The organism is Pseudescherichia sp., from assembly GCF_031979925.1.
Taxonomy (GTDB): Bacteria; Pseudomonadota; Gammaproteobacteria; order Enterobacterales; family Enterobacteriaceae; genus Pseudescherichia.
Map to the genome: position 1 here is coordinate 204,669 of NZ_DALZFB010000002.1, position 13,467 is coordinate 218,135.

Genomic DNA, 13,467 nt, shown 5'->3' on the forward strand with positions numbered 1-13,467 from the left:
TAGCAGATGCAGGATCGCAATTTCGATGACATCGCGGAGAAGTTTTCCCGCAATATATATGGCACCACGAAAGGGCAGCTACGCCAGGCGATCCTGTGGCAGGATCTTAACGCTCTGCTCGCGACCTTTGGTCCACGGCCGCTGCGCATTCTTGATGCCGGTGGCGGAGAGGGGCAGACGGCCATCCGGCTGGCGAAGCTAGGCCATCACGTCACGCTCTGCGATCTGTCGGGTGAGATGGTCGCCCGGGCCAGCGCGGCGGCAGAGACGGAAGGTGTGATCGACAACATGCATTTTATCCACTGCGCCGCTCAGGACATTGCCCAGCATTTGGAATCGCCGGTCGATCTGATATTGTTCCATGCCGTGCTGGAGTGGGTCGCCGAGCCGGTTGCTGTTCTGCAGACGCTCTGGTCAGCGCTGCGTCCCGGCGGCGCGCTGTCGCTGATGTTTTACAATGCCAACGGCCTGCTGATGCGGAACGTGCTGGTGGGCAACTTTGGCTATGTGCAGCAGGGCATGTACAAAAAGAAACGACGGACGCTTTCACCGGACTTTCCGCGCGATCCGCAGCAGGTCTACGGCTGGCTCGAAGAGATGGGCTGGCAGATCACCGGTAAAACCGGTATCAGGGTTTTTCACGACTATCTGCGCGATAAGCAAAAACAGCATGACTGTTTTGCTGCATTAGTAGAGTTAGAGACGCGTTACTGCCGCCAGGAGCCTTACCTGAGCCTGGGCCGCTATATACACGTTACCGCGCAGAAGCCGCAGGTAGATACAAGGATTAACGATGAGTGAATTTTCCCAGACAGTCCCCGAACTGGTTGCCTGGGCCAGAAAAAACGATTTCTCGATCGCGCTGCCGGTAGACAGGCTCTCCTTTTTGCTGGCCGTCGCCACGCTTAACGGCGAGCGGCTGGACGGTGAGATGAGCGAAGGGGAGCTGATCGACGCGTTTCGTCACGTCAGCGAGGCGTTTGAGCAGACCAGCGAAACCATCGGCGTGCGCGCCAATAACGCCATCAACGATATGGTGCGCCAGCGCCTGCTGAACCGCTTTACCAGCGAGCAGGCTGAGGGGAACGCTATCTACCGTTTGACGCCTCTCGGTATCGGCATCACGGACTACTACATTCGCCAGCGCGAGTTCTCTACCCTGCGCCTCTCAATGCAGCTCTCTATCGTTGCCAGCGAGCTGAAACGCGCCGCTGACGCTGCGGCCGAAGGCGGAGACGAGTTCCACTGGCATCGTCACGTCTACGCGCCGCTCAAATACTCCGTCGCTGAGATTTTCGACAGTATCGATCTGACCCAGCGCATTATGGATGAGCAGCAGCAGCTGGTGAAGGATGACATCGCCCAGCTGCTGAACAAAGACTGGCGGGCGGCGATCTCCAGCTGTGAGCTGCTGCTGTCAGAGACCTCCGGGACCCTGCGCGAGTTACAGGACACGCTGGAGGCGGCGGGGGATAAGCTGCAGGCCAACCTGCTGCGCATCCAGGATGCGACCCTTGCCCATAACGATCTCGAGTTTGTCGATCGGCTGGTGTTCGATCTGCAAAGCAAGCTGGATCGCATCATCAGCTGGGGTCAGCAGGCTATCGATCTGTGGATTGGCTACGACCGCCACGTGCATAAGTTTATCCGTACCGCTATTGATATGGATAAAAACCGCGTCTTTGCCCAGCGCCTGCGCCAGTCGGTGCAGTCCTACTTCGATGCGCCATGGGCATTGACCTACGCCAGCGCCGATCGTCTGCTGGATATGCGCGACGAAGAGATGACGCTGCGCGATGAAGAGGTGACCGGCGAACTGCCGCCGGATCTTGAGTTCGAAGAGTTTAACGAAATTCGCGAGCAGCTTGCCGCCATGATTGAAGCGCAGCTGGCGGTGTATAAAACCAGAGAAGTGCCACTGGATCTCGGTCTCGTGGTGCGCGAATATCTGGCGCAATATCCGCGGGCGCGTCACTTTGACGTTGCGCGAATTGTGGTTGATCAGGCGGTACGTCTCGGCGTAGCGCAGGGCGATTTCACCGGGCTGCCAGCAAAATGGCAGCCAATTAATGATTACGGAGCCAGGGTACAGGCGCATGTCATTGACAAATATTGAACAAGTGATGCCAGTCAAGCTGGCGCAGGCGTTGGCTAACCCGTTGTTCCCGGCGCTGGACAGTCAGCTGCGCGCCGGTCGCCACATTGGTCTTGATGAGCTGGACAATCACGCATTTTTAATGGACTTCCAGGAGTATCTGGAGGAGTTTTACGCTCGCTATAACGTGGAGCTGATCCGCGCGCCGGAAGGGTTCTTCTACCTGCGCCCGCGCTCCACAACGCTGATCCCGCGCTCGGTGCTTTCAGAGCTGGATATGATGGTCGGCAAGATCCTCTGCTACCTCTATCTCAGCCCGGAGCGCCTGGCTAACGAAGGCATCTTTACCCAGCAGGAGCTCTACGACGAGCTGCTGTCTCTGGCGGACGAGAGCAAACTGCTGAAGCTGGTCAACAACCGCTCCACTGGATCTGACGTCGATCGCCAGAAACTTCAGGAGAAGGTGCGTTCCTCGCTAAACCGTCTGCGCCGCCTGGGCATGGTCTGGTTTATGGGCAACGACAGCAGCAAGTTCCGTATCACCGAGTCGGTGTTCCGCTTCGGCGCTGACGTGCGCGGCGGGGACGACCTGCGTGAAGCGCAGCTGCGCATGATCCGCGACGGCGAGGCCATGCCGGTAGAGAACCACCTGCAGCTCAATGATGAGCAAGACGAGAATCAGCCGGACAGTGCGGAGGAAGAGTAATGATTGATCGCGGTAAATTTCGCTCGCTAACGCTGATTAACTGGAACGGCTTTTTTGCCCGGACCTTTGACCTGGACGAGCTGGTCACTACGCTCTCCGGCGGTAACGGGGCGGGTAAATCCACCACCATGGCGGCCTTTGTTACGGCGCTGATCCCGGATCTGACCCTGCTGCACTTCCGTAACACCACCGAAGCGGGGGCCACCAGCGGCTCGCGCGACAAGGGCCTGCACGGCAAGCTGAAGGCGGGCGTCTGTTATTCGGTGCTGGACGTGATCAACTCACGTAACCAGCGCGTGGTAGTGGGTGTGCGCCTGCAGCAGGTCGCCGGGCGCGACCGCAAGGTGGACATTAAACCCTTTGCGATTCAGGGCCTGCCAACCAGCATCCAGCCAACAACGCTGCTGACCGAAACCCTCAACGAGCGCCAGGCGCGCGTATTGACCCTGAACGAGCTGAAAGAGAAGCTGGACGAGATCGAAGGCGTTCAGTTCAAGCAGTTCAACTCGATTACAGACTACCACGCCCTGATGTTCGATCTGGGCATCGTGGCCCGTCGCCTGCGCTCCGCCTCGGATCGCAGCAAGTTCTACCGTCTGATCGAGGCCTCGCTCTACGGCGGGATCTCCAGCGCTATTACCCGCTCGCTGCGCGACTACCTGCTGCCGGAAAACGGCGGGGTGCGGAAGGCATTCCAGGATATGGAAGCCGCGCTGCGGGAGAACCGCATGACGCTCGAGGCGATCCGCGTTACCCAGTCGGACAGGGATCTCTTCAAGCACCTGATCAGCGAAGCCACCAACTACGTGGCCTCAGACTACATGCGCCACGCCAACGAGCGTCGGGTGCATCTCGATCAGGCTCTGGCCTTCCGTCGGGATCTCTTCACCTCCCGCTCACAGCTGGCCGCCGAGCAGTACAAGCACGTTGAGATGGCGCGGGAGCTGCATGAGCATACCGGTGCCGAGGGGGATCTCGAAGCGGATCACCAGGCTGCCAGCGACCATCTGAACCTGGTCCAGACCGCGCTGCGTCAGCAGGAGAAAATTGAGCGCTACGAAGCGGATCTCGACGAGCTGCAAATCCGTCTGGAGGAGCAGAACGAGGTGGTGGCAGAAGCCGCCGACCGCCAGGAGGAGAATGAGGCCCGGGCGGAAGCCGCCGAGCTGGAGGTGGATGAGCTGAAGAGCCAGCTTGCCAACTATCAGCAGGCCCTCGACGTGCAGCAGACCCGTGCTATCCAGTACAACCAGGCTCTGGCCGCGCTGGAGCGCGCTCAGGCCCTGTGCCACATTCCGGATCTGACGCCGGAGAGCGCCCAGCAGTGGCAGGAGACCTTCCAGGCCAAAGAGCAGGAAGCAACCGAAAAACTGCTTTCGCTGGAGCAGAAGATGAGCGTGGCCCAGACCGCGCACAGCCAGTTTGAACAGGCATACCAGCTGGTGGCGGCCATTAACGGCCCGCTGTCCCGAGACGAAGCCTGGAGCGTAGCCCGCGAGCTGCTGCGCGATGCCGTAAACCAGCGCCATCTGGCCGAACAGGTGCAGCCGCTGCGGATGCGTCTTAACGAGCTGGAGCAGCGCCTGCGCGAGCAGCAGGAGGCCGAGCGTCTGCTGGCTGAATTCTGCAAGCGTCACAACAAGCGCGTCGATGCCGACGAGCTGGAGGCTCTGCATCAGCAGCTTGAAGCCCAGATTGCCGCTCTCTCTGAGACCGTTGCCAACGCCGGTGAACAGCGCATGGCCCTGCGTCAGGAGCTGGAGCAGCTGCAGGCACGTATTCAGCGCCTGCTGAAGCGCGCCCCGGTCTGGCTGGCCGCGCAGAATAGCCTCAACCAGCTCTGTGAGCAGAGCGGGCAAGAGTTTGAATCGAGCCAGGATGTCACCGAGTACCTGCAACAGCTGCTGGAGCGCGAGCGCGAAGCGATTGTTGAGCGGGATGAAATCGGTGCCCGCAAGCAGGCGGTGGACGATGAGATTGAGCGTCTGAGCCAGCCGGGTGGTGCAGAAGATGCCCGTCTTAATGCGCTGGCGGAACGTTTCGGCGGGGTGCTGCTCTCTGAAATCTATGACGACGTCAGCCTTGACGATGCCCCTTACTACTCGGCGCTGTATGGTCCGTCGCGTCACGCCATCGTGGTGCCGGATCTCTCCCTGATCGCCGACCAGCTGGAAGGATTGACCGATTGCCCGGAAGATCTCTACCTGATCGAGGGGGATCCGCAGTCCTTTGATGACAGCGTCTTTGCCGTCGACGAGCTGGAAAAAGCGGTGATCGTTAAGGTTGCCGATCGCCAGTGGCGTTATTCCCGCTTCCCGTCGCTGCCGCTGTTTGGCCGTGCCGCACGCGAGAACCGTATTGAGAGCCTGCACGCCGAGCGTGAAACGCTGGCGGAGCGCTTTGCCACCCTGTCGTTTGATGTTCAGAAGACCCAGCGTCTGCACCAGGCCTTCAGCCGCTTTATCGGTAGCCATCTGGCGGTGGCCTTCGAGGACGATCCGGAGGCGGAGATCCGTACCCTGACCACCCGTCGGGGCGAGCTTGAGCGGGCCATCAGCGCCCATGAGAGTGATAACCAGCAGAGCCGCGTCCAGTACGATCAGGCGAAGGAGGGCGTCAGCGCCCTTAACCGCCTGCTGCCCCGCATCAACCTGCTGGCTGATGACACTCTTGCCGATCGTGTGGATGAGATCCGCGAGCGTCTTGATGAAGCCCAGGAAGCGGCACGCTTTATTCAGCAGTACGGCAACCAGCTGGCGAAGCTGGAGCCGGTGGTCTCGGTTCTGCAGAGCGACCCGGAGCAGTTTGAACAGCTGAAAGAGGACTACGCTTACTCGCAACAGGTGCAGCGTGAAGCTCGCCAGCAGGCGTTTGCCCTCACCGAAGTCGTGCAGCGTCGCGCCCACTTCAGCTACAGCGACTCCGCCGCGATGCTCACCGGCAACAGCGATCTTAATGAGAAGCTGCGCCAGCGTCTGGAGCAGGCGGAGAGCGAACGTGCCCGCGCCCGTGAGGCGTTGCGCAGCCACGCCGCCCAGCTTAGCCAGTATGGCCAGGTGCAGGCCTCGCTGAAAAGCTCTTACGACACCAAGAAAGAGCTGCTGAACGATCTGCATAAAGAGCTGCAGGAGATTGGCGTCCGGGCAGACAGCGGCTCGGAAGAGCGGGCGCGCATCCGTCGCGATGAGCTTTACGCCCAGCTCTCTGGCAACCGCGCGCGCCGCAACCAGCTGGAGAAAGCCCTGACCTTCTGCGAAGCGGAGATGGATAACCTGACCCGCAAGCTCAAGCGTCTTGAACGTGACTATCATGAGAAGCGCGAGCAGGTGGTGACGGCCAAAGCAGGCTGGTGCGCAGTGATGCGGATGGTGAAAGATAACGGCGTTGAACGCCGCCTGCACCGTCGCGAGCTGGCCTATCTCTCCGCTGACGAGCTGCGCTCGATGTCGGATAAGGCGCTGGGTGCGCTGCGTCTGGCGGTGGCGGATAACGAACACCTGCGCGACGTGCTGCGCATGTCGGAAGATCCGAAGCGTCCTGAACGTAAGATCCAGTTCTTTGTCGCGGTCTACCAGCATCTGCGCGAGCGTATCCGTCAGGATATCATTCGCACTGACGATCCGGTTGAAGCGATTGAGCAGATGGAGATCGAGCTGGGCCGTCTGACCGAAGAGCTGACCTCCCGCGAGCAGAAGCTGGCCATTAGCTCCCGTAGCGCGGCGAACATCATTCGCAAGACCATTCAGCGCGAGCAGAACCGTATCCGCCAGCTCAACCAGGGACTGCAGAGCGTCTCTTTTGGCCAGGTGAACAGCGTGCGTCTCAACGTGAACGTGCGCGAGACTCACGCTACCCTGCTGGACGTACTCTCCGAGCAGCACGAGCAGCATCAGGATCTCTTCAACAGCAATCGCCTGACCTTCTCGGAAGCGCTGGCGAAGCTCTACCAGCGTCTGAACCCGCAGATAGACATGGGCCAGCGCACGCCGCAGACCATCGGTGAAGAGCTGCTCGACTACCGCAACTATCTGGAGATGGAGGTTGAGGTTAACCGTGGCTCTGATGGCTGGCTGCGCGCTGAATCCGGCGCGCTCTCAACCGGGGAAGCGATCGGTACCGGGATGTCGATTCTGGTGATGGTGGTGCAGAGCTGGGAGGATGAAGCCCGTCGTCTGCGCGGTAAAGATATCTCTCCGTGCCGCCTGCTGTTCCTTGATGAAGCTGCCCGTCTTGATGCCCGCTCTATCGCCACGCTGTTTGAGCTATGCGAGCGACTGGAGATGCAGCTCATTATCGCCGCACCGGAAAACATCAGCCCGGAGAAAGGCACTACCTACAAGCTGGTGCGTAAGGTGTTCAACAATCAGGAGCACGTACACGTGGTTGGCCTGCGCGGCTTTGCGCCGCAGCTGCCCGAGCCGCTGCCCGGCACGGCGGATGCCAGCGTAACCTGATAGGTGAATAGGACAAAAGGGTGGCAGCAGAGCCGCCCTTTTTTATTGCCCGCTGGCCCAACCAGATCGAGATCAATCTTTAATCTTCTTTACATTTAGCCGGGCAAATGTATTTTTGTCTTTATATACTCATAGAACCAGACGGATTAATCGATTCGTTTTTAAACAGGGGGCAAGGGATGTTGCTGAAGAAAAAAGAGAGTCGTCGGATGTCCGCACTCAGTTTGTGCCTGGCGCTCGCATTTGCTCCGCTGTTTAGCGCCATGGCCGATGAGCCAGAGGTTGTTCCTTCTGATAGCTCTGCCAGCGTGGGGGTGCAGCCAACGGCGCTGGCCGAGCCGCTGATGCAGTCCCATGCTACCGCCGTCATGGCGGGGGTGGAGACGCTGGCCGATCCTGGCCTGATGGCTAAAACCCGCGCCGATATCCAGGCCCTGCTGCCGGCAGACTATACCCCGGCCTATATGAACCAGCTTGTTGCGATCTATGCCGCACGCGAGCAGAAGGCGATGTGGGACGATCGCGCTGCGGTTAAAGCGTTTCAGCAGCAGCTGGCCGAGGTGGCTATCGCCGGTTTCCAGCCGCAGTTCACCAAATGGGTTGAGCTGCTGACCGATCCTGCCGTTACTGGCCAGGCCCGGGATGTGGTGCTTTCCGATGCCATGCTGGGCTACCTGCACTTTATCGCTGGTATCCCCGTCAAGGGCAACAGCTGGCTCTACAGTGCGAAACCGTATCAGCTGGCGACGCCGCCGCTGACCGTGATTAACCAGTGGCAGCTGGCGCTGGATAACGGCCAGCTGGCGCAATTCGTTGACAGCCTCGCACCGCAGCACGCGCAGTACACCTCTATGCACCAGTCGCTGCTCAAGCTGCTGGGGGATAACCGGCCCTGGCCGGAGCTAAAGAGTACCGCCACGCTGCGCCTAGGACAGTGGAGCAACGATATTCCGGCCCTGCGCGAAATTCTCTCCCGCACGGGGATGCTGGATGGCGCCGAGAACATCGTTCTGCCGGGCGACAAGCCGAAGAAGGCGAAGCCCGTGCGCGGCGGTTACTACGATGGTGATTTGGTCGCGGCGGTTAAACGCTTCCAGACCTGGCAAGGCCTGGGTAGCGATGGCGCTATCGGGCAGTCTACTCGCGACTGGCTAAACGTTACGCCTGCCCAGCGCGCAGGGGTGCTGGCGCTCAATATCCAGCGTCTGCGCCTGCTGCCGGGAACGGTTTCGACCGGCATTATGGTTAACATTCCGGCCTACTCGCTGGTCTATTACCAGCAGGGTAGCGAGGTGCTGGCGTCACGGGTGATCGTTGGCCGTCCCGATCGCAAAACGCCGATGATGAGCAGCGCGCTCAATAACGTTGTCGTCAATCCGCCGTGGAACGTGCCGCCGACGCTGGCGCGCAAGGATATTCTGCCGAAGGTGTGGAACGATCCGGGCTATCTGGAGCGGCATAACTATGTTGTGCTACGCGGCTGGAACAGCAAAGAGACCATCGATCCGTGGCGGGTTGACTGGGGCACCATCACCCCATCCAATCTGCCATTCCGCTTCCAGCAGGCACCTGGGGCGCACAACTCGCTGGGGCGCTATAAGTTTAATATGCCCAGCTCGGATGCAATCTATCTGCACGATACGCCGAATCATAATCTGTTCCAGAAGAACGAGCGGGCGCTTAGCTCCGGCTGCGTGCGCGTGAACAAAGCGTCTGAGCTGGCCAGCATGCTGCTGCAGGACGCGGGCTGGAACGACACGCGTATCTCTGGCGCTCTGCAGGAGGGGAACACACGCTACGTGAATATTCGGCAGAATATTCCGGTGAACCTCTACTATCTGACCGCCTTTGTCGGTAGCGACGGGCGCACTCAGTATCGTACAGATATTTACAATTACGATCTGACCGCGCGTTCCGGAGCGGAAGTTTTGCCGAAGGCGGAACAATTAATCAGATAAATGAAGTAGTTCAGATTAATCCATTCTCTAAATTACTGGTAAAAACGGGCTGCCCAGGCTACACGGCCCGTCTTTACCGGGCTTGACCTTCCTTGACGTAAGAAATTTTGCCCGGTAATGTGCTTTTTCACGCGCCAGAAGTGCATTAATTAAGCAAACTTTTTACCTGTAGACCTGATTATCATGGATAAATTTGACGCTAATCGCCGCAAACTGCTGGCGTTAGGTGGTGTTGCACTTGGTGCAGCCATCCTGCCAACGCCTGCGTTCGCTACTCTCTCTACGCCACGCCCACGGATCCTGACTCTCAATAACTTACACACCGGAGAGTCAATCAAAGCCGAGTTTTTCGACGGCAAGGGCTATATTCAGGATGAATTAGCCAAACTTAACCACTTTTTCCGCGATTTTCGCGCCAATAAAGTGACGTCCATTGACCCCAAACTTTTCGACCAGCTCTATCGCCTGCAGGGACTGCTCGGTACGCGCAAGCCGGTTCAGCTTATCTCTGGCTATCGCTCTATCGATACCAACAATGAACTTCGCGCCCACAGCAGCGGCGTGGCGAAGAAGAGTTATCACACCAAAGGCCAGGCGATGGATTTCCATATCGACGGCCTCGCATTAAGCAATATTCGCAAAGCCGCGTTATCTATGGGTGCAGGTGGTGTAGGATATTACCCACGCAGCAACTTTGTGCATATTGATACCGGGCCGGTTCGGCACTGGTAGCCCAGGGCTTAATGAAAAAGGAGCAGTATGAACTATCGTCTTATTCCGGTTACCGCCTTTTCCCAGAACTGTTCGCTGATCTGGTGTGAGGAGACCCGAGAGGCCGCGCTGGTGGATCCCGGCGGTGACGCCGAGCGCATCAAAGAGGTGGTTGCCGCCTCTGACATCACGCTGACGCAGATTTTGCTCACCCACGGTCATCTCGATCACGTGGGGGCCGCCGCCGAGCTGGCGCAGCACTACGGTGTGCCGATCGTCGGCCCGGAAAAAGAGGATGAGTTCTGGCTGACGGGTCTTCCTGCCCAGAGCCGTATGTTTGGCCTCGAGGAGTGTCAGCCCCTGACGCCCGATCGCTGGCTGGACGAAGGCGAAAGCGTGACCGTCGGCAAGGTGACGCTTGAGGTGCTGCACTGTCCGGGCCATACGCCGGGGCACATTGTCTTCTTTGACGCCCAGTCGCGCCTGCTGGTCTCCGGGGATGTGATCTTCAAGGGTGGGGTAGGGCGCAGCGATTTTCCGCGCGGCGACCACGGTCAGCTGATCGACTCCATCAAGCGCAAGCTGCTGCCGCTGGGTGATGACGTAACCTTTATTCCGGGTCACGGGCCGATGTCGACCCTAGGGGAGGAGCGCCTGCACAACCCGTTTTTGCAGGATGAGCAGCCGATCTGGTAATACATTGTGTCGGGTGGCGTTACGCTGACCCGACCTACGTAATCTATAAGCCCGGTAAGCATAGCGCCACCGGGCTTTTTTTACTTAGAGTACCGCAACGATGGCTTCACACAGCGGAGCCATATTGTCCGGGGTCATGCCCGCGACGTTAACGCGGCCGGATGCCACCGCATAGACGCCAAACTCTTCGCGCAGGCGCTGAACCTGCTCTTTGGTCAGGCCGCTAAACGAGAACATGCCGTTCTGCTTGATGATAAAGCTGAAGTCGCGGTTAGCGCCTTTCTCCTGCAACGTATTAACAAACAGCAGACGCATGCGCTGAATGCGCTGGCGCATATCGGTCAGCTCCTGCTCCCAGATGGCGCGCAGGGCGTCATTGCTGAGGATGGTCGCTACCACGGAGGCACCGTGCGCTGGCGGGTTGGAGTAGTTGGCACGGATCACGGACTTCAGCTGGCTGAAGGCGCGATCGGCAGTGTCAGCATCGGCGGTAACCAGCGTGCAGGCCCCGACGCGCTCATTATAGAGGCCAAAGTTTTTCGAGTAGGAGCTGGCAACGATCAGCTCTTTATGCAGCGCGGCAAAGGCACGCAGCCCCTCTGCATCCTCCTCCAGACCACGGGCAAAGCCCTGATAGGCGAAGTCAAACAGCGGCAGCCAGCCCTTCTCAACGGAGAGCTGAGCCAGGGTCTGCCACTGATCCAGCGTCGGATCGATGCCGGTTGGGTTATGGCAGCAGCCATGGAACAGCACTACGTCACCCGCCTGGGCTTCGTTCAGGCTCGCCAGCAGGCCGTCAAAGTCCAGCGTATGGTTAGCAGCGTCATAGTAGGCATACTCGCGCACTTCCAGTCCAGCAGCGTTAAACACGCCCTTGTGGTTCGGCCAGCTTGGGTTGCTCACCCAGACGCGTTTAACGTCGGTGTTTTTCGCCAGGAAGTCTGCCGCCACGCGCAGCGCACCGGTACCGCCTGGGGTTTGTGCCGTGCGGGCGCGCTTGTCGTTAATTACCGCGCTGCCTTTACCAAACAGCAGCTCCTGGGTGCAGCGACCAAATTCCGGGATCCCGTCGATGCCGAGATAGTTCTTTGTCGTCTCGTTCTCCAGCAGATACTGCTCGGCTTTCTTCACGCTGGTCAGCACCGGCGTTTTGCCGGTTTCATCTTTATAGACGCCGATGCCAAGGTTAATTTTTGTCGGGCGTTGGTCGGCACGAAACAGATCGGCTAACCCCAGAATAGGGTCAGCAGGGGCTGCGGTAATATTCTCAAACATGACGAGGTTCCATTATGATGACAGAAGGGCGTTGCGTATCAGGTTAACGGGAGATTTATCAATTGCCAACCGTTTGCGACAAAAAGAAACAGAGTGTGACCGCAAGCGGGGTTGATTGAATTTTCAGCCATAAAAAAACAGGGCCGGGGCCCTGTTTCTTAAGCATATAATAACGAGGTGTACAGATTAGAACTGGTAAACGATACCGACAGCAACGGTGTCATCATCGCTCAGGCCCAGCTTGTTGTCGTCATCCAGCAGGTTAATCTGGTAGTCAACATAGGTGGACATGTTTTTGTTGAAGTAGTAGGTCGCACCGATATCAACGTAGTTGATGAAATCTTCGCTACCAACACCGCCTTCTACGTCTTTCGCTTTAGATTTGTAGTAAGCGAGGGACGGACGCAGACCGAAGTCGAACTGATACTGCGCAACAACTGAGAAATCTTCAGATTTGTTGGCGTAGCCATTGCCACCCAGACGAGCCGCGTTGCGCATTTCACCGTACAGAGCTGCCAGGTAAATGTTGTTCGCGTCATATTTCAGGCCGGTTGCCCACTGCTCAGCTTTATCGCCCTGGCCTAAATCCAGAGTCTGCTGGGCATTGGTACGGTCAGCGGCACCGTAAGCACCCAGAACTGCGAAGCCATCAAATTCATAGCTCAGAGAAGTTGCCCAGCCGTCGCCGTTAGAGCGGGTAGCATCAGTACGTTCGTTTTTGCCCAGGTACTGAACGCCGAAGCTCAGGCCATCAACCAGACCGAAGAAGTTGCTGTTACGGTAAGTTGCCAGACCACCGGTACGGCCAGCGAAGAAGTCATCGCTCGCGCCAGTGTCGCCGCCGAACTCAGGCAGCATATCGGTGATACCGATGACGTCATAGACCAGGCCATAGTTACGGCCGTAGTCGAAGGAGCCTGCGTCAGCGAATTTCAGACCTGCGTATGCCAGACGGGTTTTGTTACCGGACTGCGCATCGCCGCCTTCAGAGTTGTTACCCTGGAAGTTATATTCCCACTGACCGTAACCGGTCAGCTGGTCGTTGATCTGGGTTTCGCCTTTGAAGCCCAGACGCGCATAGGTCTGGTCGCCGTCGTTACCGTCATTTTTAGAGAAGTAGTGCAGACCAACTGCTTTCCCGTACAGGTCTAATTTGTTACCGGCTTTGTTATAGATTTCTGCAGCGTTTGCTGCACCGGCTACCAGCAGAGCAGGGATAACCACTGCCAGAATATTGCGCTTCATCATTATTTATTACCCTCATTAGGTTTTTTATAACACCTGCCACCGCCGCCAATAAATTCTGTCAATAAAAATTTACGGAACTATTGATGAGAGTTTGGTGTCTTTTTGTGTCTGAGAAGCATCTTTCCATTCATATAAACGTTTCGCTACCTTGAAAGTGCTACAAATGTCTTAAAGAGGTAACAAAAAGAAATTATGTGTAAGAAATTGTGTATTTGAAGGAACTTTGTGAACCACTTCATGTTTCCAATACAGTTGCCGATAAAATCAACGGATCCATTGTTATATATATGAATTGCTTATGTTTAATTTCGCTAAGGCTTATGC

The 13,467-nt window shown here is 57.8% G+C and carries 9 protein-coding genes; 7 read left to right on the top strand and 2 right to left on the bottom strand.

All coding sequences use genetic code 11. The annotated features are described in order from the left end of the window. The first annotated feature begins 6 nt into the window (after nt 1–6). From cmoM to RTM13_RS04365, 7 genes are all read left to right on the top strand, one after another. Complete coding sequence (cmoM, locus tag RTM13_RS04335; RefSeq protein ID WP_312210427.1) at nt 7–801, top strand: tRNA uridine 5-oxyacetic acid(34) methyltransferase CmoM; 795 nt, start codon at nt 7–9, stop codon at nt 799–801. After that, the gene (gene mukF / locus RTM13_RS04340; protein WP_144812946.1) at nt 794–2,116 is read left to right on the top strand and encodes a chromosome partition protein MukF; all 1,323 of its coding nucleotides are present in this window, start codon (nt 794–796) and stop codon (nt 2,114–2,116) included. Before cmoM ends, mukF begins: the two co-directional genes overlap by 8 nt. Further along, nucleotides 2,097–2,801, top strand: coding sequence for a chromosome partition protein MukE (gene mukE / locus RTM13_RS04345; RefSeq protein WP_312210428.1), 705 nt, complete (start codon nt 2,097–2,099; stop codon nt 2,799–2,801). Before mukF ends, mukE begins: the two co-directional genes overlap by 20 nt. Further along, nucleotides 2,801–7,255: a chromosome partition protein MukB gene (mukB, locus tag RTM13_RS04350; protein WP_312210429.1), complete on the top strand. Its 4,455-nt coding sequence runs from the start codon at nt 2,801–2,803 to the stop codon at nt 7,253–7,255. Before mukE ends, mukB begins: the two co-directional genes overlap by 1 nt. 179 nt (nt 7,256–7,434) lie before the next feature. Beyond that, on the top strand, nt 7,435–9,213 hold the full coding sequence (gene ldtD, locus RTM13_RS04355) for a L,D-transpeptidase (RefSeq protein ID WP_312210430.1): 1,779 nt from the start codon (nt 7,435–7,437) through the stop codon (nt 9,211–9,213). Nucleotides 9,214–9,396: 183 nt separating this feature from the next. Then, nucleotides 9,397–9,945: a YcbK family protein gene (locus RTM13_RS04360; protein ID WP_312210431.1), complete on the top strand. Its 549-nt coding sequence runs from the start codon at nt 9,397–9,399 to the stop codon at nt 9,943–9,945. A gap of 27 nt (nt 9,946–9,972) precedes the next feature. Continuing rightward, complete coding sequence (locus tag RTM13_RS04365; RefSeq protein WP_312210432.1) at nt 9,973–10,620, top strand: MBL fold metallo-hydrolase; 648 nt, start codon at nt 9,973–9,975, stop codon at nt 10,618–10,620. 84 nt (nt 10,621–10,704) lie between these two features. On the opposite strand, the gene aspC is transcribed toward RTM13_RS04365, so the two are convergent. Further along, nucleotides 10,705–11,895 (bottom strand): aspartate transaminase, encoded by a 1,191-nt coding sequence (gene aspC, locus RTM13_RS04370; protein WP_312210433.1) that lies wholly within the window; start codon nt 11,893–11,895, stop codon nt 10,705–10,707. A 186-nt stretch (nt 11,896–12,081) separates the two neighbouring features. Further along, nucleotides 12,082–13,143 carry a porin OmpF gene (ompF, locus tag RTM13_RS04375; RefSeq protein ID WP_312210435.1) on the bottom strand — a complete coding sequence of 354 codons (1,062 nt, stop codon included), beginning with the start codon at nt 13,141–13,143 and terminating at the stop codon, nt 12,082–12,084. Between the last annotated feature and the right edge of the window lie 324 nt (nt 13,144–13,467).